A 23,436-nucleotide genomic window follows, 5' to 3' on the forward strand; every position below is an offset into this window, starting at 1 on the left:
TAAACTCTTAATTTATATAGTGTTATGAGAGCTAAAAAGTTTGTATGCTGCTTGCTGGCTATGATGCTGCTCGCAGGCGTTTCGTTTATCTCCTGCGGTAATAGTTCTAAGGCAAAAGCCGATAATGAACTGACTACACAAGACGGTGAAGATTTCAAATCCTTTCTGGATAAATTTACTTCCAGTGCAGCCTTCCAGTATACTCGTATCAAGTTCCCATTAAAGACTCCGATCACTTTGTTGGCAGATGACGGAGAAACCGAGAAAACATTCCCTTTCACTCGGGAAAAGTGGCCGTTGCTGGATAGCGAAACAATGAAGGAAGAACGTATCACCCAGGAAGAGGGAGGTATTTATGTTTCCAAGTTTACGTTGAATGAACCGAAGCATAAAATCTTTGAAGCAGGCTATGAAGAATCCGAGGTTGATTTGCGTGTCGAGTTCGAATTGCAGTCGGACGGGAAATGGTATGTGGTAGACTGCTATACAGGTTGGTATGGATATGACTTGCCGATTGGAGAGTTAAAGCAGACTATTCAGAATGTGAAAGAAGAAAATGCCGCATTCAAAGAAATACATCCTTAGAAAGGAGAAATAAGTATTAAGTATCAAGTATTAAGTATTAGCCAGTCATTTGATGTTAATACTTAATACTTGATACTTAATACATGATATTGATTAGGGTTCTCCGACATAATATCCCAGTTCGGATTCTTTTCCATCCACCATCTCTCTGACAATACCGTTCTTGGTGTTGAAATCCTGATAGAGTTCCTCATAATCACGTGTATAGTCTGCATCGGGGACTACGTTAACATCAAATTTAAGTTCGGCTCTTCCGTCGGGGAGCATATTGCCGAAAATCCGGATGCGGTGAACCACCTCGCCTACATTCTTAATGCTGTTGTAGGTTGCCTTGAATTGTCTGATTCCGTCTTCGGGAATGATGATATGCGAACTTTTATCCAGAATGATACAGCCACAGGAAGGTTGCATTTCTGAAATGATTAACGGAGCATCTCCTGTATTGGTGATAGTAAACATGATATCGAGCTGCTGACCTTGCTTGATGGGGTAATAGTGCCTGACCGAATCCTTTATCGTCATGCTTGTGGGACGTACTTCCTTCCTACACCCTGTAAAGCAGAGCGGAAGTGCCGTCAGTAGGAAAATATAGAATATGGATTTATTCATTGTTGCCATTTATTTTTATTATATCACTTTTTCAGCATCTAAGGGATGAATGCAATTTCATCGATACCTATTTGCGCTTCCGGTTTCTTTAAACAACTGATTTTGATGCTTAGTTGTTCTGCTCCGTTCAGGTCTGCCGGAACGGTGGCTTTTATCATTTCCCCTTTTTCCGGAGCGTCTTCCGGTTTCAGGTCTATTGTTTTATAGGCTATTCCGTCTTTCAACAGTTGAATTTGTTGTGGAGCATAGATGCGATGCCGGGGAAGATTCAGAAAGCTGATATAGAATGTTCCTGATGTGTTGATACCTTTCACCGGCAGGTTGATGGTACATTCTTCTCCCGGAATGATTATCCAACCGCAATGATAGTCTCCGGGTAAACCGTGAGTGCCATCAGTCAGTTTCTTGGAATCAATTTTATTCAGTTTAGGAGTTGCTGAAGGATTGAGTCCTAAAAACAAGTTTTTCTTGATGTCGGAAGAAAGTAGGTATTGTTCCCATTCCTTTATATAATAGTCGATCTCATAGGCTGACTCATTATAATATTCCATTCCGGTAAATGCTTTGTGTTCTTTGAGCTGGGTGATCCATTTTCGGGCTTGGGGAACCGGCTGGATCTCCTTTCCATTCCGTTTGGCATATCCGTAAGCATCAAAGCCGTGGTCACGTCCTAATTCCAGGCGTGTGAAAGACAAAGCAGTCTGAAGTTCGTGCAGCTTTTTACGCTCTTTCCCTTTTGCTTCGGAAACAAAATCTCCCATTTCATCATAGAATTTGATGAATTGATCCGGATAGAGGAATGCTTTTTCTGATTCTCTGATACCGGCATAAAGTCCGAGCCGTTTTCCGGATTGGGCGTTGTTCTCCAATTCAGTGTAGTAATCGTATAGCCATTTTTTTGATACTGGATATTCCTGATTAAAGTAACTTCTGATTAAGTCATCGACCGGGAGTTCCGGGTTGATAAGGAGGGAGGATAGTACAAAAGTCCTCATTTCATCGAAAGAGGAATAGCTATATCCACTTCCGTTGAAGAATATACCGCTGGCTCCATGTTGTTTGAAGAATTGGAGTCTTTGTTGGGCTATCTTTAATATGGGAAAAGGAGTGAGGTAGTCGTCGAAGTTGTTGATATAGTCCCATATATAGATGTTATTCGTCACTTTCTTCCAGTTGTCGAGTTGGTCGGCAAATTTCTTGTCTTGCTCATCCTTGCCGTCTGTCCGGCGAAGTGGGTAGTCGATGGCGCTGACGATTACTCCGGTGTTGGCGGGGAGTTGTTTGTCGGTAACCTGTTGTGTGGTCAGATAAGAAGTCGTAAAGAAAAAATGCTTGGGAAAACGTTGTGAAAGGCGGATAATAAGTTCCGTAACGGCCGGAGTGGCATTCTTCTCCATGTTTCCCAGTGCGGTGCAGGTGGCACATGTGCAGGCATACGGAGCATCATCCGGGGCTATTACAAAACGGGAATTTCCCTTTTCACCGAAGTTATTTACAATATAACTTTCTATCTGGCGGTACATGTCCTCGGAAGAGAAACACAGTTGTGAGTCATCTGTCTTTCCATGAATGGTGGCGTATACTTTTTCCGCTTCTTTTCCCAATACTTTCCGCAGGTTGTGTCCCCATATTCCCCAGCTGTCGTCGAAGTTGTTTAGTCCGATCACCCCTGTATGATCGGGATTCAGACCGTGTGGGGAATAAATGCTTTGGTAGTCAAATGCAAAGGTTCCACAAGTATCATTGAGATTGATAAGGGCGGGAGGAAGATCGGAGCCGTCTATACGCGGGTCTTCTTTGCTGATTTTCTTGATTAGCTGGTATTGCAGCCAGAGCATTTGTTTGTCGTCACTTGCTGTCAACCTTATATCAGCACCTTTGCAGGCTACTTTGAACCCTCTTTGTAAGGTGGGGTCTATCTGTATAATGATACGCCATGCATCCATCTCAGAAACACCAAAAGCTACTATTTCATCGTCATTTGCACGCTTTTTGAGATGCTCGTACAGGTATTTCGCCCACCGGGTGTCTCTGTCGGTCGGGGCTTCGCCAATAGTGACGAGATATCCTTCTTTCGATGGGAACATCTCCGTGCGTGCCTGCATACGGCAGCCGGATAAAAGGCAGCAAATACAGATCATTCCTGCCAATATGGGGCAAAGCGTGTCAGAATGAAATATAGACTTGTGCATAGATGTTATATAAGTTTTTATAGCGTGTCGATATGGATTCTATCTGGTTGGACGGACTTGTCCCTCGCACCGTATTGGTTTGGTTATAATAGGTGTTCCAGGTCCCCATCAAACCTATGGTTATGTTGGGACTTACCATATACTGGCCTCCCAGTCCCACCATGGTATTGGTGTGTGAGAAAGAGCCGGGCAGCGCATAGTCCAGTACGGCCGTTTCCGGTGCCGATCCGATGCTTGCCATGGCGTTGATATTTGTCTTTGTATCGCTCGCCGGGAAGTACTTGGCGCCAATCTGCGCATTGTAATAGAAGTTGGAGTTGAAGAAGTGCATATCGATTTTCGTGTTGAGACGAACTACTTCAATGGTCTTGGCTAATTCTCCGCCTACAGTGAGTAGGTTAGTTTTTGATTCATTCCAACCCGTAAACAGATAACCATTGTCTCCGGTGCCACCTGCAAAGAATTCATCGTTCCATTCATAACGCTTTGTATAGGCGGCTACCCGTCTATAACCCACATGCGCACCTATTTCCCAATCATTCTTGAGATAATGTCGTAAAGCGACATCAGCCGTTATATCCGGGAAATATTTGGTCGCCAAGGCTGTATTGGCCGTGAGGCTCCACTTCGGTGAGAAGTGATGCGTCCACTCACCTTGTACCTGAATGCCGACCCCTCCCGGTGTCTGCTCTTCCGCTTCCATGCTGTCGCTTGCCGATCCACTTCGCCCTGCATAGTTGAGGCGTCCCGTATAGCTGTTCTTCTGGCCTTTTCGGGTATATTCGACCGTTGCAACAGAGGTAATGATATCTTCTTCTCCATAGCGTGCACGAAGATAGGTCAAGGCAATCTCATTCTTGAGCATCATGCTTCTAAGACCCGATAAATGTCGTTGGAAAGAGCGATATTCCATGATGGATGGCTCGTAGAACTTCTGGTAATAATAGGCAGAATCCGCTTGACGGTTGGCTTCCATATACCACTCCCTTGGCGTACTTTAATGATTTGTTCTGACTGTCATAAAGCAAAGCAGTATCAAGAACTGCGAGAGCCTTTTCCGGTTCTTTGGCCTTTGTCAGTTGCAGGGCACGGTATTCACTGCTCTGTGAGAATGCGCCTATAATCTCTTTGTTGCTCGGGTATTTGTTGAGTATCGGCTTCAGGAATTCCAAAGAAGCTTCGTATCTCTTGTCACGTTCAAGCACAGTAGCTCTTTTTGCCTGATAGAACGGTTCTTCAGGATAATAATTGATCCCTTGTGCTGTGTATTTCTCGAATTCATCGTATTTCCCGAGTAAACCGGCCGAATTGATGGCATACCGTAATCCGAGATCGCTCGATGGATTCAGGCTAATTAGCTTAACAGATTCCTCGTATGCTTTCTTCGTAGCTCCGGCTTCCATACATTTCTTGATGTAGGGCACTGCCAGTTCCTCGTATCCGATGACATAAAAAATGCGCATATCCTCATCACTCTGTTCGATGGCAGATAGATACAGTTGCAAAGCCTCTTCGGTTTTATCCATTTTATCGAGAATAAATGCCCTTTTCAACGTGCCGTTTTCGTAATCAGGGAAGTGAAGAGTGATGGTGTCCAATGTTGCAAGTGCTTCATTGTAACGTTTCATATTGATATAGCAACTCAAGGCTTTTTCCCATGCGGCACCGTTCATATCATTGTCTATATGTTTTTGAGAAACGAACAATACGTGCGGCAATGCTTCTGCGTACAGACCGAGTTCCATCAGCTTTTCTGCTTTTTTCATGTGCTGTGCGCTCATGGCAAGCGTAATATCATAATCATCAGGATACATCTCATACATCTTTTTCAGCGTTGAATAGGCAAGATCATCCTCATTCATCTGGCGATAAAGCATATATTCTTTATAAAGAATTCCTTTATCATTGTTGCCATATTGTTTTTTAGCTTCTCTGATATAGAAGAGAGCATCGTCGGTATATCCTCGGGTGACGGAAGTGTTCAGCAGGTAGTCCAATGCTTCCTTGTTCTTATTGCCTCCTTCCATAGGCCATGCCATATAATACATAAGGATCCCGTTGCTTTTCTGCACGGGCAGCCTCCATTAACAGGTCGTTATACATGCGCCGTATGGCAGGGCTGTTGTTCCTTCGCATTTGCTCGCGTATAAACACCAGTGCTTCCGGATAACGTGCCAATTCGCTGAGAATGCTTGCCCTTTTGACGATAAGCGCACCGCTTCCCGGTATGGCAGCCAAACCGTTGGATGACCAGCCTAGAGCGGCTTCCCGGTTTCCTTCCTGCAAATGCAGGTTAATGATGTCCAGATAATATTCTTCGTTTTGGGGAGATACTTTGATGAGCTCCGTCAGCTTTTCGATGGCCTCTTTCCGGTTACCACCTTTTTTCATTTGCTGGTAGCCTACCTCCATGCTGTAGATATAATCCTTCCTTAGAATTGTATCGTTCGGGTAAATTTGATTGATACGTTTCAACAGACGGTCTGCTTCCACATCGTTGTTCTGCTTGCGGTACAGTTCAATCTTTCTTCGCCATAAACCTCTCCAATACGGATTCACTTCCAGCAACTCATTAACGTAGCAAATGGCACTGGAATAATTCTCGGTGATGTCTTCTACATCTACCAGCAGATGTTTGGCATTGACGTTGTTGTAGTTGTCGTCTATCGCTTTGACAAGATGATAACGCGATTGGTCGTAGTTCTTTTCGTGGAACCAGTATTTTCCCATGAGCCATTCAAGGTCAGAAACATTCGGGTATTTCTGAAGGCCCTCCTCCAATAGCTCTTTCCCTGCTTCCCATTCCTCGTTCGCAAAATGCTCTTGTACAATTTGGGCATATTGCTCCGGTGTCTGGAATCCGTTGTCGGTCCCGGAGGAAGAGGTTATCAGTAAAAACAGACAACCTAATATGGTGATTTTATGGAGAAACTCTCTGCTCATTCTATCTTGTCTTTAATCTTTCTTGTTTAAATCGTGGCCGGTTCAGGCTTCATTGTCTTTATATCAGTATCGTCTGCACTTTCTTCTTTCTGCTTGAATCCCTTACGTTCCATGTTCTTCCACTTGAAGTCTCTATTGGTCAGATAACTAAGGTATCCTCTCAATGAGCAGAAAGTGATGATGGGATGATAGAAGATAGGTTCCAATATGGACGCAATGATAATCCATAGGTATTCATATCCTCTTTTATATAGCATCCCGACATAGTAGTCGTAGGTAATAACGACGATGGAAAGGAACTGGCAGAACGTATATATCGTCAGGTAAATCATCCATGCCGTGTTCCAGTTGACCGCTCCTGTAAAGGCCAGATAGATAAATACTATCAAACCGACGAACTCGATGATTGGCGCCAGAAACTCAAAAACGAACATATAAGGGAGAGTTAACATTCCCATTTGCTTATATGTCTTTTTGAAAATCATCTTGCGATGGATATTAAGTGTCTGGAACAATCCCCGTGCCCAACGGGTACGTTGGCGGTAGAGCATTGCCAGGTTGGGAGGCCCTTCCGTCCAGCAGCAAGTATCAGGAATCTGTATGATCTTATAAGGACGGGAGAAGTCGCACATATATCCTACCATACGGGTGATGAGGTCCATGTCTTCAGCAAAAGAGGGAGCATCGTATCCTCCGGCTGCAATCGCTACCGAACGGTCGAAAAGACCGAATCCACCGGAGACATTCGGCATTCCATTGATTGCGGACCACCCCATCTTACCAATCAGATAGGAGCGCATATACTCCAGATTCTGGAAAAGTGGAATCGGTGTACGGGGAGTTCTAACGTCTATGATTTGTCCGTCTTTCACGACGCATCCGTTAGCCATCAACATCGTTCCGCTGACTGCAATTACTTGTTTTTCTGAAGATATAATGGGCGAGATGCAGCGATAAAGAGCATATTTTTCCAGAATGCAGTCCACATCCGTGCAGATGAAATACGGATAAGAAGCAACGTTGATTCCTGCATTGGATGCATCCGCTTTGGTTCCTCCATTTTCTTTGTCTACAACAATAAGTCGGCTGTATTTCGGGTTGGAGGATTTGAGGAGTCTTCGGAACGGTCTGGTTTTGATTCGCTCGATATAAGCATAGGGCACTTCTACCAGTTCATAATATTCGGTCATCTTTTCCAATGTGCTGTCCGTACTTCCATCATTTACAATAACCACCTCGAAAAGCGGATATTCCAATGCAAGCATGGAGTTCACATTATCAATGATTGTCTTTTCTTCATTGAAGGCAGGAGCAATTACCGAAATACCCGGTGTATAGGGGGATTCCTTGATTGTTTTCCGCATATAGCTTTCCACATAGTAATCCTTTCTCCGTTTCAGAGAAATGAAAGAGAGGAAGGCGAATGTGACGAAGAATATCGCCAGCATGCTCGTATAAAAGAATACGAAATAATTGAAGAATGTAAATATTATATCTCTCATATTCTCTAATTTAACTGGTTGATTAACGGATGCTTGGTGTGGGCAAACAATATAGCTGTGTGGGAATCTGCTTTTCTCTCCAATTGATCGAATGTTTTCCTTCCCATTGCACTATACTCATAGAGGGCTTTGAGTATGACTCTCTTGGTTCCCCAGTTATCTGCTTCATCATAAGCGTTGTAAAGAAATCCTAAAGCCTTGTCGGTCTTCAGATCTGCAATAGCCGAAATGATTTGTCGTTTGACTTCTTCCGGTTGTACATTATACATTTCAATCAGCTTAGGTTCAACCTCTTTGTATTTTAGCTTACCTAAAGTCTTGATTGCTTCACCCCGTATTTCCACAGAACGGGCATTGAGTTGCTTCGCGAGAATTGGGGCACTTTCGGTTTCATGATATAGCCGGATTTCGTTGATAAAGAATATCTTAACGTTTTCTTCAGCTGAAGTATTCACCCATTTGATAAAGGTGGGTGTGTTATATCCCACTTTTTTACGGTGTTCCAAGATGGCGTGTAACTCCATCATGTCCCATTGCCTTAACTTCATGCCGATATCTTCGTCGAAGAAGCGGAACGGATCACCCTGACTTAACCACATATAAGTATAGCGTGCCGAGTTTCTTAGTTCTAGTTCACGATGATAGAGGAAACGCACCAATACCGCTTCAGAGGCATAACCATTGATGGACTGAATAAGTTTCAGAGCTTGTATCTTTGATCTTTTGGAACCGAATTGAAGTTCGCGTTCAAGGAAACGTGTGATTTGGAATACAGTTTGAATCGTTTGATAGTTTAGTTCATTGATCTCATCTTCATGCACACTCTTGATTTCTGTTAACAGTTGGGTGATAATGCGTAATTCGTTGGGTTTTGGGCGCTTTTTCGTATCATATTCTAATCTGTCAGCTATCTCTTCTTCACTCAATGTGTTGGAATCTAGTGAGATAGTTTTCATTTCTTCGTAATATTTATCAAACGCTTTATTGTATCTTCGCTTCTCTTTTCGCCTTTTAAATATACCATATATAATATGGAATAGGAGAAATAAGTACGCAATAATACAAAACATTACAGCAATTGAGCATATTCTTATGATTAAAGGATAGCCAATAAACTTGTAATATATCCAATAGAAATAATATTCTATGTAATCTATACCATACAGTACTTGATCCATTTCCCTTGATATATTTAGATATAAAACTTGTATATTCAGAATAAAAGTTCTATATTTGTTGTATTGAATGTTCTGTCTAATGCAAATATACGAAATAACTTGTATATATTATCCATTGTTTATGGACAGCTCTTTTGAGGCATATTTTAGCTCTTGTGATTATTTTCGATGGAAAGGATTGAAATTACAAATAAAGGAGGGTGGAAAGCTATTAAGCGTTAAATATATTTTTGATAAGTTAACAAATGGAGCCTGAAAATAAGTGTGATAAGCCAGGCTCTCATGCGAAACAGAAACAAACAATAAATTTAAAAATTAGATTAAGATGAAAATTAAAAGTTTGGTGTATGTCCTTATGGGGACAATGTTGGTTACTACTTCCTGCTCTGATAATGAGTTGGAAAAAGGTAATGATGGTCCGGGAACTGTTGATCCGGTAAATGCTTCTCCTCTTGTTAAAGTGTATGCTGATGAAAAAGGAGAAAACTTGCTTGCAGAAGACGTTTTTGTGAAAGACGGTTCTTCACGTACTATAACCTTAAATATCCCTATTCATGCGGACAAGGTATATATGGAGTATAACACAGTATCAGGTGAGGTGAAAAAGGCAAGTTTTGCTTTATCTCCTGTTACTCGCAGTGAGAGCTATCCGACTGATTTTTCTTATGAAACCACTCACAATGCATCGGTTACTCTTTCTCTTCCTGAAGATGCAGTGAAACCGACAGCGGAGCCGACAGCCGATTATCTTTTTTATCATAGTACCGGTGTGGCAATGTTTGAAGATGGCTGGCCTAAGGAGTCTACGTGGTATGACGAGGATTTTAATGATGTAGTTTTTGAATATGACATAAAGGTTTCCGAATGTCAGAATGAAGAATTGATGGAGATTCAAGGTAGTAAAGAGGAGTTGTTACTGACTTTGGATGTTCGTGCGGTGGGTGGTCAGATTCCTACTCAGTTAGGAGTTGTCTTGGAAAACTTAAAGAGTGAGTATGTCGACCGGATTACAGCAAAACTTTCATTGAAAGGCGGACAAGGTACTGAAAGACTTCTGAAACAAGTACAACTTTCTACGGAATCGGAGGTATCGATTGAAGCAAGAGACTGGAGATGGGATCAAGATGATGCTGATAAAAAACGTTATGCTGGTTTGTCTGTGAATACGACTCCGGAAGAAGGAACGGTTATCAAATTGGATGGTTTATCTGGTTTGCATAGTGATCTTCTTGATGGGACACCGAGAGCTTATTTCCAAACAACAAAGGGAGCAATTAGAGAAGGATTGCCTATGTTACGTGCTGAAGTTAGACTGATAGGCAAGGATGGTTTGAAAGGGCAGGATAGAGAAAATCAACTAAAAGCATTCAGAGATCTTATTCTTGATACGCAGAGACAGAACTTTTTTATAGTTGTCAATGGTGGCAAAGAAATACACATGAGAGGTTATAAGCCTACTTCGGCTTATGCTGACTATGCTAAAGATGCAGCAACTATGAGTGGAAATGAAGCAATAAATGAAAATATTCCATATTGTAATATGAATGGTTTCGTTTGGGGTATAAAAGTTCCTGTAGGTACAAGACATGCGTATGAGAAAGTTGCTTTTGAAACGGCATACCCGAAGTTTAAGGATTGGGCAAAAAATAATGGTGCTTCATATAAAAACTGGTATGAGGATTTTGAACCGGAAGAGACCGTAAAATATTGGTAATACAAATTACCAGTTAATACATTATTTGAGATATTTTGTACAATTTGAACCCCTCTTTTCGAAAAAGAGGGGTTTCTTTGTATCCGGAAGAATAATCTTTAAACTAATACCGTAATGACGAAGCGATTTTTTATAGGCTACAGTTTGATTACTTTTTTTCTCTTAGATAGTGTGATGCTTTTGGCACAACACAAAGCTTCTTTTGTGCAACAGTGGAAAATAGAAGATGCATCCCATGCTTTGCAGATAATAGAACGTGCAGATACATTAGAATTGATAGTTCCGGACGGACTGACTATGTGGTATCGGCAACGATTGGCAGGTGATTATGAAATTAGTTATCGTATCTGTATGGTGATGCAAGGTGGAAAGTATGATCGCTTGAGTGATCTGAACTGCTTTTGGGCTGCCAATGATCCTAAATACCCTAATGATCTTTTTGCCCGTAGTCAGTGGCGTGACGGCATCTTTAAAAACTACAATACATTAAACCTTTTCTACGTTGGATACGGAGGAAATGATAACTCAACGACCCGTTTTCGTCGATACAGAGGAGAGTACTATGGAGTGGCAGATGATAAGGTGAAACCGTTATTGAAAGAATATACTGATACCTCCCACTTACTTGTTCCCAATCAGTGGTATGAGATTCGGATTCGAGTGGAAAAGGGAATCACAACTTATTCTGTGAATGATGAAGAGTTGTTCCGCTATACCCTTGCGGGTGGTGAAGGTGACGGACACTTCGGTTTACGTCTTTTGCAGAATCATATACTCTTTACAGATTTTAAAGCGACCATACTTTGACTGATATACTGAAAACCTGATAAGACAATATTTCCATGATGAAACAACCTTTTACTAAATTTGGAGTGACAACTCTGTTTTCTCTTTTGTGCTCAGCATTCCTTCATGCACAAGTCGTAACAGATGAGCGGATGTTTTCTTTTGAAGAACCGCAAATCCCGGATTGTATCACCGCTACCCAATCCCGCCTGTCGGTATCTGATCTGCATTATAAAGATGGAAAACATTCGTTGGAATGGACATTTGAACCGGGTGGTATATTGGAACTCAAGAAAGATTTGAAGTTTGAGAAGAAAGATCCGACCGGCAAGGATTTATACCTTTCCGCTTTTATTGTGTGGGTTTATAATGAAGTTCCCCAGAATGCGACCATTGAGTTTCAGTTTCTGAAAGATGGCAAACAATGCACATCTTTCCCTTTTGGCATTAATTTCAGTGGTTGGCGTGCTGCATGGGTCTGCTATGAACGTGATATGCAAGGCACACCGGAGGAAGGCATGAATGAACTTCGGATGATTGCTCCAAATTCAAAAGGAAGCCTTTTCATCGATCATCTGATTACGGCCACTAAGGTTGATGCACGTCAACAGACAGCCGATCTGCAAGTCCCTTTTGTCAATGCCGGAACCACCAACCATTGGCTGGTTGTCTATCAACACTCGCTTTTGAAACCGGATATTGAATTGACTCCTGTGAACGATAAGCAAAGAGCAGAAATGCAACTGTTGGAAAAGCGTTTTCGTGATATGATCTACACGAAAGGGAAAACTACAGATAAAGAAGTGGAAACTATCCGCAAGAAATATGATTTCTATCAGATAACCTACAAGAACGGTCAAGTATCGGGAGTACCTGTTTATATGGTACGTGCTTCAGAAGCTTATGAACGGATCATACCGAACTGGGACAAAGATATGCTGACTAAAATGGGAGTGGAAATGCGTGCTTATTTCGACCTGATGAAAAGAATTGCCGTTGCATATAATAATGCGGCAAATCCGGTGATTCGGGAAGAAATGAAGAAGAAGTTCTTGGCAATGTACGATCATATAACCGATCAGGGAGTAGCTTATGGTAGTTGTTGGGGAAACATCCATCATTACGGCTATAGTGTCCGCGGTCTGTACCTGGCATATTTTCTGATGAAAGATGTGCTTAGGGAAGCTGGTAAACTTCAGGAAGCCGAACGGACATTGCGCTGGTATGCGATTACTAACGAAGTATACCCTAAACCGGAAGTCAACGGAATTGATATGGACTCTTTCAATACACAGACCACCGGACGCATTGCCAGCATTTTAATGATGGAAGATACACCGGAAAAACTACAATATCTCCGGTCTTTCTCCCGTTGGATTGATTTTGGTTGCCGTCCTGCATTGGGATTGTCCGGTTCGTTTAAAGTAGACGGAGGTGCTTTCCATCATCGAAACAACTATCCGGCTTATGCTGTGGGCGGACTCGATGGAGCAACCAATATGATCTATCTTTTCAGCCGGACGGAATTTGCTATTTCCGAGTTAGCTCATGAAACCGTGAAAAATGTACTGTTGACCATGCGTTTTTACTGCAATAAGCTGAACTTCCCTCTTTCCATGTCCGGTCGTCATCCGGATGGAAAAGGTAAACTGGTTCCTATGCATTTTGCTATGATGGCTTTAGCCGGTTCTCCCGATGGAAAGGAGGAATATGATAGTGAAATGGCTTCTTCTTACCTCCGTCTGATTTCAGACCCAAGTATTGAAAATGACTCTCCCGAATATATGCCTAAGGTTTCAAATGCTGAAGAGCGTAAGGTGGCAAAACTTCTTATAGAGAAAGGTTTCCGTCCGGAGACGGACCCGCAGGGAAATATAGCAATGGGATATGGTTGCATCTCTGTTCAACGTCGTAGTAACTGGTCGGCTGTGGCACGCGGACATTCCCGTTATTTATGGGCGGCAGAGCATTATCTGGGGGCAAATCTATACGGTCGTTATCTGGCACACGGCAGTTTACAGATATTGACTGCTGCGCCGGGACAGACAGTAACTCCCACCACTAGTGGCTGGCAGCAGGAAGGTTTTGACTGGAACCGTATTCCGGGAGTGACATCTATTCATTTGCCATTGGAGCAACTGCAGGCTAAGGTGCTCAATGTAGATAGTTACTCCGGAATGGAAGAGATGCTTTACTCCGACGAGGCTTTTGCCGGTGGTTTGTCTCAACAGAAGATGAATGGTAATTTCGGAATGAAGTTGCATGAGCATGATAAGTACAACGGATCACATCGGGCACGTAAATCTTACCATTTCATCGATGGAATGATTGTCTGTCTTGGTTCGGATATTGAAAATACAAATACGGAGTTCCCGACAGAAACGACTATCTTCCAATTAGCGGTTACTGATAAAGCAGGGCATGATTATTGGAAAAATTATCAAAGGGATAAGAACGTATGGGTAGATCATTTGGGAACGGGTTATTATGTTCCGACTCCCATCCGGTTTGAGAAGAACTTTCCTCAATACTCGCGAATGCAAAATACAGGAAAAGAAACAAAGGGTGATTGGGTTTCTTTGGTTGTAGATCATGGAAAGGCACCGAAAAACGGAAGTTATGAATACGCTGTTCTGCCTCAGACGAATGAAGCTCTCATGAAGAAATTTGCAAAGAAGCCCACTTATAAGGTATTACGGCAAGACCGGAATGCACATATTGTAGAGTCCGTTTCCGAACAGATCATTTCTTATGTGTTGTTTGAAACTCCTGAAACGACATTGCCGGGTGGTTTTTTACAACGTGTGGATACTTCCTGTCTGGTTATGACTCATAAAGAATCTGCTGATAAGATTAAGTTGACGGTGGCACAACCGGATTTGGCTTTGTATCGCGGTCCAAGCGATGAAGCGTTTGATAAAGATGGGAAACGCATCGAACGTAGTATCTATTCCCGACCATGGATTGAAAATGCCAGTGGTGAAATACCTGTGACTGTAACGATAAAAGGGCAATGGAATGTAGAAGAAACTCCGTTTTGCAAGGTGATTTCTTCTGATAAGAAGCAAACAGTTTTGCAGTTCTGTTGCAAAGATGGCGCTAGCTTTGAAGTGGAGTTAAGGAGATAAAAGTCAGACAACAGGAGATCATTTGCTTTCCCTGATAGGGGAACAGTAGTTTCTCTTGGAGAAACCATAGTTTCCATGCCGTTGAAACTATTGTTTCTCGGTGCTGAAACTACAGTTTCCCAATGCTGAAACTTTAGTTTCCCGGTACAAAACCTTTGGTTCCAAGCGTTGAAACTAAAAGTTTCCCCACGAGAAACAAAGGTGACAGCATTATTGTTGTCACACTGCTGTCACCTATTGCTGTCACAGTGTTAATTGTTAATAATCAAATCGTTAAGCAGCAATCGGTGACAGGTGACAGATATATAATTAAAATAATTGTATAGAGAGGTTAGAACATAAACATGGCAACGGCAACAATACGGTTGTTACATACGGCATGGGTATCTTGAATTTTCCCATTGGACGTATTGAGCGAACCATACCATGCAGAACTTAATGTATATTCCAACCCGAATTTCCAGTGGGGGACATTGTAGGTCAGTTCTGCTCCTGCCGTAACTAATTGGTTAAGGTCTGTTCCTGTTCCATAAAGTTTTGCATCATTTCCTTTGGGAGCATATAGTGCATCACTTGTTCCCAGATTCTTGGCATAGCCTACGAAGATTCCCGGCTTCCATTTTTTTCCGTAGACAACGTTGAACCAAGAGCTGGAGAAACGTATCGGAGTATATTTTTGTTCTCCCGTTTGTTCGTTGACAGACTTGATCCCGAATCCGCCCAAGCCGGAAGCTTGTGTCAGATTGGATCCTAATACACTCTTCGCAGCGATGAACCAGTCTTTGTTGGTGTATTTCACATGAGCTTCGTATGAAAGAGTTGTGATGCGTTCGTCTACCTTATATGTATCTTTATTTACAGTGGACTCCGTACGTGGTTTCAATGATAACAACTCAATGCCTACGCCGGCCAGCAAACCATCATTCTTATAATCAGCCCCGACATAAAATTCGGGAATACAGCTTTGCTTCAGATACTTATGTGTTTTCCCTTCCGGTCCTTGTGAAGTATATTGTGATTGCCACACTGCGGCTCCGGTAAGTTGGAAATTCTTGTTTGTATAGCGATAACGAATTTGTGGCGCACGGCTGAAGGGTTGGAACGGTGCTCCTACAGAGAGATTAAGAATCTGCGGAGACACATCTCCGAATAGCGGATGCCAGTTCTGCCCGAGTAATAAAGCTGATTTTCCCCAATCCAGATTCAAATAAGCATGACGGAGACGAATGACTGAATAAGAAGTACCTGTGCCGCGGAAGTCAACTTCTACTTTGGCAGACGTCTTGGCTGTTCCCAGTTTGGGACCGGCAACGTCTACTCCGAGACGTGAGTATAAAGTATAGAAGTTACTGTTGGGTGTTGAATTCAGATCGTTCCCGTCCGGATCGCGCACTTTGTCTTTCGGATACATATAAAACAATCCATCTACGGTTTCCTCGTTAGCACGACTATTATAATAGAAGTCAGTACGAATCTGTCCGTAGAACTTAAACTTGAAATCCTGCATTTGTGCGAAGCTGCCTGATACGGTTATCAGACAAAGAAAGATTAGAATGTATTTTTTCATAATGTGCTTGTTTATAAACGGGCGCAAAATTACGAAAAATTACTGGTTATTAGTTTATCGTTGATTAAAAAAGGCAAGGATTGCCTGATTATATTTGTTGAGGCTTGTGCTTTTATGAATTGCTTTCAGTGATTTTCTGTCTGCTTGCGGCATTAAATATTCCCAGAAAGTTTTCATTTTATTCAAAAGCTGTTCGTCTCCTCCTTCCAACTGTTCTGCGTATTGACTGTATACGCATTTATGCATAGATTGCAATTTCTCCCTCATTTCATCGGACTCAAGTGCACGGTTTTGTCTATATTCCAATGCTAATGCCGGGTTGGCAAGCAATCCCCGTCCTATCATAATTCCGGCTAATCCGGGAAACTGTTCCTGAATGCGGTGAATATCTTCTACGCCATTGATATCCCCATTATAGATGAGCGGATGTTTGCAGACTCCCTGAAAAGCTTCAAACGCTTTAAGGTCAACTTCTCCTTTATATTGCTGTTTTCCCAAGCGGGGATGCATTGCCACTTGTCGCAAGGGTAGCTCATTGATAATCGGAGCCAGTTTCAGACATTCTTCCGAATCTTCCCAACCCAACCTCATTTTGATAGAGAAACTTATTTGTGGATATTCTGTAATCAGGTTAAGTAATGCCTGAACTTCTTCAGGATAAGGAAGAATACCGGAACCATTGTGACGTTTAGCCAGCATAGGAAAAGGACATCCCATATTGATATCGACTTCTTTATATCCCTTTTCAATGAATAGGGATAAGATTTTTTCTGCTTTCTCAAAAGAGGGGGCTATCAGTTGGGGAATCAGGTGGGGTACTTGATTGTTCCCGGGTTCGATTCCCCGGACATCTCTATGGCGGAATCCTCCTTTTTCGAGTCGTACAAATGGGGTGTAATAAGTATCTATACCTCCGAAGCAGGCAGCATGAGCATTACGGTAAAACACTTCGGTGTAACCTTGTAATGGGGCAAAATGAATAGGAAGAGTCTTTGGCATTGTTTTTATTTTTGTGCAAAGATACAGAAAAAGTAAAAGAGAGGAGCCTCGCGGTCCCTCTCTTTCTGATGTTAAATTGATTAAAGTCTGATTTTTATAAACGTTTTCTATGATTGAAGGTTAGAAAAATTGGGGGATATATTTTTATTCTACAACGTTTATAGTCAGTTCACGTACTACTTGACCACCTTGATGGACGTAGTTTGCATTGTTGGCTACGAAGGTAGCGGTATATGTACCGGTCTCTTCATAGGTATGTGAGTATATCTCCAACGATTGCGAGATATTCTTAATCGCTACACCAGCGTCAGGATCGCAGGAACCGTTGAGTAAAAGTGGTTCAGAGATTAGCCAACTATTTTTTAGTGTAGCTCCAGCCGCAGAGCTAGATACAATTATTTCCGTCGGTAAATTTGTTTTCCAGAATCCGGGGACACCGCCATCAACTGCTCCATACTCTCTGTCTTTAACTTTGTCCGATTGCTGGTCACTTTCATTATTTACAATGTTTAGTGGTGTGAAACCTAGATTTTTTGCATAGACAGTTTCTGATTTATTATTATTAAAAGCCAATTCTATGCGTATATTGTTAAAGGAAAATTTAGGTTGTCTAACAGCACCATCCTGACCGCCTTTGTAATGGAAAGCAATGGTGATTTGCTTTCCAAGATAAGACGACAAGTTCTTAATGTATGGATATGATTTATTATTATTTTCTACTTTCACCGGCAATTCATCTGTCGGTATTAAATAGGTCCAGTCAAATCCTTCCACTAGTTGCTTGTCTGCTTCGAAATTATTCTTGGCCATTCCCGGAAATTTATCGGAAATGAAAATGTCTAATGCAGTCTGCGGTGTGTTTTTAGGCGGCGCATCATATTGGGCAATCATATCGAAATTAATTTCACATTTTTCGATATCCTCTATTTTCATTTCTGTCCGGTTCCGAAATCTATATTCATGGTCAATTTCTCCACTAAAGAATGTTATAAAATCCGGATCACCATCGAAGCTGAACGTTACCGGGCTTCCTTTCTTTACAGTCACAGTTTTGCCGTCGAAGCTGACATTGCTGTCTGTCACCACGCCAACTTCCATTGCTGTCTCTTCTTTCAATTCCTTGTCGCATGAAGCGAGACAGAGTCCGGCAAAAGCGATAGTCATCAAACTTTTATATATTGTCTTCATATCCTTTTTCTTTTTAAAGTTAATAAGAGATTTACCAACCCGGATTATTCGTTTTAATAGCACCGTTCGATCCTATTTCATTGGCAGGAATCGGGAAATAGTTGTAAGACTTCGGAATATTGAAGTAAGTGTATACATTGATTCCGAATTTCCAGGATTCGTCAGTCTGTGCCTTGTCCACTTGTTCCTGCATCAGTTTGTAATAGTCTCCCCAACGGATCAGGTCGAAGCGTCGTGTATATTCGAAGCAGAGTTCCATAGCGCGTTCGTCTTTGATAGCTTTGCGGAAGTTCTCTTCATCCAGATTTGCTTGAAGCTTGCTGATTCCTGCACGTTCTCTTACTGCATTGATACACTCATAAGCAAGATCATTAGGACCATGGTTGACTTCATTTTCAGCTTCTGCAATCATCAGCAGAATGTCAGAGTAGCGGAGAAGAGGAAAGTTGATGGAAGTATCGTTCTTGCTCTTCTTGTCTGCTTCGTATTCTCTACGATATTTGGCTGCAGCTCTGTTACGGTTCTTATTAGCATCATTCTTCGATTCGCGATCACCGTAAGTAGAACCTGGATCTGTTTTGCCATAGCTGAAGGATTGATCCCAATATTGTTGTTCCACTTCATCTCTTTTTCCTTTCACAAATTCACGACCGTCTACCGGAGTGCCTTCTCCTGCTGATTGGGTGTAGGTGAATGGAGCTATATTCCAGTTGCAACGGTCAATGTCACCGTTTGCTTCCATACAATTCCAGTAGCTTAGGGGTATTCCAGATAAAAGCGTATGCATAACCCGGGTCACCTTTACCGGTGATGGAGGCTTTGGAAGAAAGGTCTTTTCCCTGAATACCGATGATATTACCAATTCTACCTTCTGCGCGTACATCCGTTGAACGGTTACCAGCAAATTCTACCTCCCAGATACTCTCATTAGCTTTGGCACCATCCTTATTGAGAGCTGTGTTATACTTGTCAGAACAAATGTCGATAAAGAAATCCCAATATTTGGCAGTCAGTGAATGGCCTTCGTTTTTAACTAACTGCGCATAGTAACTTGCCTTCTTGAAATATTCTGTAATCTCGGCGCTGGTCGTACTGTTGGCCAAACCTACTTCCTTGTCACGTTTAGGCTCACCGGCTCTGAACATATACACACGTGCCAGCATTCCCCAAGCTGCCGATTTGGAAACACGTCCCGGCAAATAGTTCAACTCTTGAGCAGATTTAAGATCCTCGGCAGAACCATACATCTCTTTGATGATAAAGTCATAAATCGTCTGTTTGTCCGTACGTGGAATAGAGAGATTGTAAGCATCTTCTGTAGAAGTAGTCTTAAAAGGTACATCTCCCCAACATTCTACCAAAGTGAAATAATAGAATGCGCGTAAGAAGCGGGCTTCCGCTTTATACTGCTTGCGGGTATCATCGTTTATATCGGGCACTGCATCAATATTCTCCAGGAAAATATTGGCTCTGTTGATACCGGAGTATAAGGTATACCACAATGCTGCAACAGTCGGATCACTCGTATTGGCATTGTTGCAGATCAAGCCACTTTTGTTAGGTCCGCGGTTAGCCCCTCCATAGTGTCCCAGATCGTCACCTCCTACAAGGTATAAGAATTCATTTCCGTAGAAGGAACTTTGCCCCAGAATAGCATAGGTTCCTGTTAGCCAAGAGGCAGCATCCGCTTCATTCTTGAAGTAATTTTCAGGGGTAGTGTACGTCGGGTCTTTTTCCAGGAAATCGCAGGAAGTCAGGTTAAGTCCGACAAGAAGTGATATGATGATTATTTTTATTGTTTTCATATACATAATTGTTTGAAGGATGATTGATTAGAAACCTAAGTTTATACCAAAACTGATAGAGTAGGCTCTCGGATAAGCGGAGAAGTCCAGTCCCGGAGTCAGTGCGCCTTCACGGATAGATACTTCCGGATCGTAACCGGAATATCCTGTACATGTCCATAGATTCTGACCTGCAACGAATACACGCGCATTGTCTATCTTCCATTTCTTGGTCAGTTGCTTCGGCAGTGTATATCCTAAAGATACGGTTTTCAGACGAAGGAAAGAACCGTCTTCGATAATACGTGTAGAGAACACTTTGTTAGAGCCGGAGTCGGTAGCTCTCGGAATATTGCTTTCCGGGTTTTCCGGTGTCCAACGATTTGCGTAACTTGCGTATTGGTTCAAGTCGCGTGTCTTATTGCTGTTCTCGAAGAACAGGCGGTTGGCATTCAATACATCGTTTCCATACGACCATTGGAAGAAGATACTCAAGTCGAATCCTTTGTATTCGAAATTGTTGGTAAATCCACCTGTATGTTTCGGCATACCGTTACCGATCATAGTACGGTCGTTATCGTCGATAATGCCGTCACCATTCAAGTCTGCGTATTTCGGCATACCCGGTTGTGTATTGCTTTCGGAAGAGAAGTAAGGAACATTACGTTTCAGTGTATATGTATCGCCCACTTTATCAAAATCTTCATATTTGTATGTACCTTCATAGATGAATCCGTACATCATTCCCATCGGATAACCCACTTTGGCAATGTAGCTGTATTGTGAGTTGTAGTTCTGGTCAAATTTGGCTGCACTCAACAGAGAGGATTGGTTTTCGGCCAATTCCAATACTTTGTTCTTGTTGAATGCGATATTAAAGTTGGTAGTCCAAGAGAAATGGCGGTTCCTGATATTGGTCGTGTTCAAGGTAAATTCGACACCTTGGTTGCGTACCTTTCCTACATTCTTCATGGCACTGAAATAGCCGGAAGAAGTGGGAAGTGCAGTATTCAGCAACAAATCACGAGTCGTTTTACGATACCAGTCTACGGTTAGTCCGATACGTTCGTCCAGGAAGCCCAAGTCCAGACCCAGATTCCACTGCTCGGTCGTTTCCCATTTCAGTTTTCTGTTTCTTAAAGAAGTAGGCACTGTACCTACACTTGTCAGACTGTTTTCGAACGGATATACACCACTTGGTAGGCTACCGATCGAAATAAAATCTCCAACTTTATCTTTTAATATCTGATATAAAGCATATGTGTCATATTCACCTACGCGGTTGTTACCGGTTAATCCCCAGCTTGCTCTTAATTTACCGGAAGAAACAACAGATTTCAATGGTTTCATGAAATCCTCTTCCATGAATCCCCAAGCCAATGAACCGGAAGGGAAGTAACCGAAACGGTTATCACCACGGAACTTGGAAGAACCGTCGGAACGGAAAGAAACTGTTGCGTAATACAATGATTTATAGTTATAATTCAAACGTCCCAGGAAAGAAAGCATAGACCAGGAACTCTTTAGTGATTTGGTCGTACTGGGAATTCCTTCGCTCATTCCTGCCATCCCGAGTGCTTCGTTCGGAATTTGCACTGTCTTGTATGAATAGTATTCATAGTCAGAATTTTGCAGGGTTACACCTACCATACTATTGAAGAAATGCTTCCGTTTGATATTGGTCTGATAGGTCAGAATATTTTCGTTCAACCATGTTGCACGTTGAGAATGATAGATTTCTGCATTCACCTTATCGGATGATTTCGGATTACCATAACGGGTCTTCGAGTTGTTGAATGTTTCCCCTTTGCGGGTATCGAACGTGTAACCGCCGGAAACTTTCAACTTCAATCCTTTGATAAATTCATATTCTGCAAATCCGTTGAACTGGATATAGTTGGCATACGTCTTGCGATATTCGTTTTTCAAAGACATGATAGGATTGAAACGATAGTCGTTGGTATTGTTTATCGCATCGTCCATGATGTTATCCATCAATGAATTTAAAGGTCTGTCCGGTTCCGTCACGGGGCGATATCCCCATACGCTATAGAACAGGTTGTTCATACCACTATATGAGTTCTGCGAAGGAGAACCACCGGTGGTTGTAGTGCTTGAATAGTTGGTTGTCAGATAGATTTTCAGTTTCTTCTTTTGAATGGTAGTACCCATACGGCCTTGTATACGCTTGTAGTTCGATTCCAACAAGATACCGTCCTGGTCATAATAAGATAAAGAAGCGTTGTAACGAACTCCTTCCGAACCACCGGTCAGGCTGACATTGTGGCTTTGCATCCATGCGCTGCGGAAGATTTCATCCTGCCAGTTATATTGCGGGATATTCCTATAATCTTCCAGTCCCCATTTCTTGCCGTCATAATTCATGAAGTAGGTAGTTTCCATATCTTTTGGACTACGTTCCGCCTGTAGTTTGACGAACTCATAGGCATCCATCATCGGGATTGTTTTAGTGATATGCTGAATACCGAAACTTCCGTCGTATTTAATTTTAGGTTGTCCGATTGTACCTTTCTTGGTGGTAATCATCACAACGCCATTAGCGCCACGGGCACCGTAGATAGCGGTAGCAGAGGCGTCTTTCAGAAAATCAAGAGATTCTATATCATTCTGATTGATGGCTGCGGCTACGGAAGGGTCTTCCACCGGGAAACCGTCAATGACATAAAGAGGAGAGTTGTCCTGTGTCAATGAGTTGTTACCACGGATAACGATGTTCATCTGTCCGCCCGGCATACCTTCGCCCGAACTTACGTTGACACCGGCGATACGCCCGCCCAATGTCTCGCCGAAAGAAGCGGTCGGAGTGCTAAGCAGTTCTGCCATGCTGGCTTTGGCAACAGAACCCGTCAGGTCTCTCTTGCGTATTTCCTGATAGCCGACTACTACCACTTCGTCCAATGTCTTTGTATCTTCCTTCAATGTGATAACCATTGGCTTTTGAGTGTCCGCCTTTATTTCTACAGTGACATAACCAATGAAAGAAATAACCAATATTGAATTCTTATTGGGTACGTTAAAAGCAAATTTACCATCAAGGTCAGTGATTGTTCCTTGTGAAGTACCTTGTACCTGAACACTGGCTCCCGGCACTCCTTCTCCTAAGTTGTCCTTCACTGTACCTTTAACAAGTACCTGTGCAAGTACAAAAGAAACAGAAAACAGGATCAGTCCGATGGAGGAGAGCATCCTTTTTCTAGTTTGAGTGGATAAATGTTTTTTCATATATTAAAAATTAAGTGA

Annotated in this window: 12 protein-coding genes and 2 pseudogenes; 4 read left to right on the forward strand and 10 right to left on the reverse strand. The window is 42.3% G+C overall.

All coding sequences use genetic code 11. From position 1 onward, the window contains the following. Positions 1-24: 24 nt before the first annotated feature. Positions 25-585 (forward strand): DUF4348 domain-containing protein, encoded by a 561-nt coding sequence (locus NXX38_RS07630; RefSeq protein WP_167511794.1) that lies wholly within the window; start codon positions 25-27, stop codon positions 583-585. A gap of 93 nt (positions 586-678) precedes the next feature. On the opposite strand, the gene NXX38_RS07635 is transcribed toward NXX38_RS07630, so the two are convergent. From NXX38_RS07635 to NXX38_RS07655, 5 genes and pseudogenes are all read right to left on the reverse strand, one after another. After that, positions 679-1,194: a DUF1573 domain-containing protein gene (locus NXX38_RS07635; RefSeq protein WP_195649809.1), complete on the reverse strand. Its 516-nt coding sequence runs from the start codon at positions 1,192-1,194 to the stop codon at positions 679-681. Positions 1,195-1,232: 38 nt separating this feature from the next. After that, the gene (locus tag NXX38_RS07640; RefSeq protein ID WP_258978976.1) at positions 1,233-3,386 is read right to left on the reverse strand and encodes a DUF4838 domain-containing protein; all 2,154 of its coding nucleotides are present in this window, start codon (positions 3,384-3,386) and stop codon (positions 1,233-1,235) included. After that, a pseudogene (locus tag NXX38_RS07645) lies at positions 3,361-6,329 on the reverse strand (hypothetical protein). The gene NXX38_RS07640 and the pseudogene NXX38_RS07645 overlap by 26 nt, the downstream one beginning before the upstream one ends. Positions 6,330-6,355: 26 nt before the next feature. Continuing rightward, complete coding sequence (locus tag NXX38_RS07650; RefSeq protein WP_148365468.1) at positions 6,356-7,831, reverse strand: glycosyltransferase family 2 protein; 1,476 nt, start codon at positions 7,829-7,831, stop codon at positions 6,356-6,358. Between the two features lie 5 nt (positions 7,832-7,836). Continuing rightward, entirely contained in the window at positions 7,837-9,009 is a 1,173-nt protein-coding gene (locus NXX38_RS07655) for a HEAT repeat domain-containing protein (RefSeq protein WP_148365469.1), read from the reverse strand. A 325-nt stretch (positions 9,010-9,334) separates the two neighbouring features. Here NXX38_RS07655 and NXX38_RS07660 point away from each other — a divergent pair, with 325 nt between their 5' ends. From NXX38_RS07660 to NXX38_RS07670, 3 genes are all read left to right on the forward strand, one after another. Next, positions 9,335-10,723, forward strand: coding sequence for an LruC domain-containing protein (locus tag NXX38_RS07660; RefSeq protein WP_258978983.1), 1,389 nt, complete (start codon positions 9,335-9,337; stop codon positions 10,721-10,723). A 114-nt stretch (positions 10,724-10,837) separates the two neighbouring features. Then, positions 10,838-11,530 carry a DUF6250 domain-containing protein gene (locus tag NXX38_RS07665; RefSeq protein WP_148365471.1) on the forward strand — a complete coding sequence of 231 codons (693 nt, stop codon included), beginning with the start codon at positions 10,838-10,840 and terminating at the stop codon, positions 11,528-11,530. Between the two features lie 35 nt (positions 11,531-11,565). Beyond that, on the forward strand, positions 11,566-14,637 hold the full coding sequence (locus tag NXX38_RS07670) for a chondroitinase family polysaccharide lyase (protein WP_258978984.1): 3,072 nt from the start codon (positions 11,566-11,568) through the stop codon (positions 14,635-14,637). A gap of 331 nt (positions 14,638-14,968) precedes the next feature. Here NXX38_RS07670 and NXX38_RS07675 read toward each other — a convergent pair whose 3' ends face one another. From NXX38_RS07675 to NXX38_RS07695, 5 genes and pseudogenes are all read right to left on the reverse strand, one after another. Further along, on the reverse strand, positions 14,969-16,204 hold the full coding sequence (locus NXX38_RS07675; protein ID WP_195649804.1) for a DcaP family trimeric outer membrane transporter: 1,236 nt from the start codon (positions 16,202-16,204) through the stop codon (positions 14,969-14,971). Between the two features lie 54 nt (positions 16,205-16,258). After that, positions 16,259-17,203 carry a tRNA-dihydrouridine synthase family protein gene (locus tag NXX38_RS07680; protein WP_148365474.1) on the reverse strand — a complete coding sequence of 315 codons (945 nt, stop codon included), beginning with the start codon at positions 17,201-17,203 and terminating at the stop codon, positions 16,259-16,261. Between the two features lie 144 nt (positions 17,204-17,347). Next, the gene (locus tag NXX38_RS07685; protein ID WP_258978985.1) at positions 17,348-18,391 is read right to left on the reverse strand and encodes a DUF5017 domain-containing protein; all 1,044 of its coding nucleotides are present in this window, start codon (positions 18,389-18,391) and stop codon (positions 17,348-17,350) included. Positions 18,392-18,422: 31 nt separating this feature from the next. Further along, positions 18,423-20,196: pseudogene (locus NXX38_RS07690) on the reverse strand (RagB/SusD family nutrient uptake outer membrane protein). Between the two features lie 27 nt (positions 20,197-20,223). Beyond that, positions 20,224-23,382 carry a TonB-dependent receptor gene (locus tag NXX38_RS07695; protein WP_074558201.1) on the reverse strand — a complete coding sequence of 1,053 codons (3,159 nt, stop codon included), beginning with the start codon at positions 23,380-23,382 and terminating at the stop codon, positions 20,224-20,226. Between the last annotated feature and the right edge of the window lie 54 nt (positions 23,383-23,436).

The organism is Bacteroides sp. BFG-637, assembly GCF_024793605.1.
Lineage (GTDB): Bacteria > Bacteroidota > Bacteroidia > Bacteroidales > Bacteroidaceae > Bacteroides > Bacteroides vicugnae.

Excerpts from the sequence above, each read along its gene's own strand:
- NXX38_RS07630 (WP_167511794.1), top strand. The coding sequence starts at position 25 with ATGAGAGCTAAAAAGTTTGTATGCTGCTTGCTGGCTATGATGCTGCTC.
- NXX38_RS07635 (WP_195649809.1), bottom strand. The coding sequence starts at position 1,194 with ATGAATAAATCCATATTCTATATTTTCCTACTGACGGCACTTCCGCTC.
- NXX38_RS07640 (WP_258978976.1), bottom strand. The coding sequence starts at position 3,386 with ATGCACAAGTCTATATTTCATTCTGACACGCTTTGCCCCATATTGGCA.
- NXX38_RS07650 (WP_148365468.1), bottom strand. The coding sequence starts at position 7,831 with ATGAGAGATATAATATTTACATTCTTCAATTATTTCGTATTCTTTTAT.
- NXX38_RS07655 (WP_148365469.1), bottom strand. The coding sequence starts at position 9,009 with ATGGATCAAGTACTGTATGGTATAGATTACATAGAATATTATTTCTAT.
- NXX38_RS07660 (WP_258978983.1), top strand. The coding sequence starts at position 9,335 with ATGAAAATTAAAAGTTTGGTGTATGTCCTTATGGGGACAATGTTGGTT.
- NXX38_RS07665 (WP_148365471.1), top strand. The coding sequence starts at position 10,838 with ATGACGAAGCGATTTTTTATAGGCTACAGTTTGATTACTTTTTTTCTC.
- NXX38_RS07670 (WP_258978984.1), top strand. The coding sequence starts at position 11,566 with ATGATGAAACAACCTTTTACTAAATTTGGAGTGACAACTCTGTTTTCT.
- NXX38_RS07675 (WP_195649804.1), bottom strand. The coding sequence starts at position 16,204 with ATGAAAAAATACATTCTAATCTTTCTTTGTCTGATAACCGTATCAGGC.
- NXX38_RS07680 (WP_148365474.1), bottom strand. The coding sequence starts at position 17,203 with ATGCCAAAGACTCTTCCTATTCATTTTGCCCCATTACAAGGTTACACC.
- NXX38_RS07685 (WP_258978985.1), bottom strand. The coding sequence starts at position 18,391 with ATGAAGACAATATATAAAAGTTTGATGACTATCGCTTTTGCCGGACTC.
- NXX38_RS07695 (WP_074558201.1), bottom strand. The coding sequence starts at position 23,382 with ATGCTCTCCTCCATCGGACTGATCCTGTTTTCTGTTTCTTTTGTACTT.